At 49.4% G+C, this 239-nt stretch carries 1 protein-coding gene; it reads right to left on the minus strand.

Translation table 11 applies throughout. From position 1 onward, the window contains the following. On the minus strand, positions 1–239 hold a 239-nt coding region (locus AAEY78_RS14865; RefSeq protein ID WP_352340253.1), incomplete at both ends, for a DDE-type integrase/transposase/recombinase.

Genomic DNA, 239 nt, shown 5'->3' on the forward strand with positions numbered 1-239 from the left:
CCACTTGGTTTGAGTCTCGTCTGATACGCCATTTTCAGAGCGTTACCTGTCAGAATACTATCGGGTGAGTCTGAGACACTAAAGCCCACCACACGACGGGCGTACAGGTCTAAAACAACGGCTAGGTAACACCAGCCGCCTTTAATGCGAATATAAGTGACATCGCCCGTCCAGACTTGGTTGGGCGCCGTTGGGCTAAATCTGCGTTTTAAAAGGTTGTCATGGGTTTTATGTTCCTG

The organism is Psychrobacter sp. 16-MNA-CIBAN-0192, from assembly GCF_040309565.1.
Classification (GTDB): domain Bacteria; phylum Pseudomonadota; class Gammaproteobacteria; order Pseudomonadales; family Moraxellaceae; genus Psychrobacter.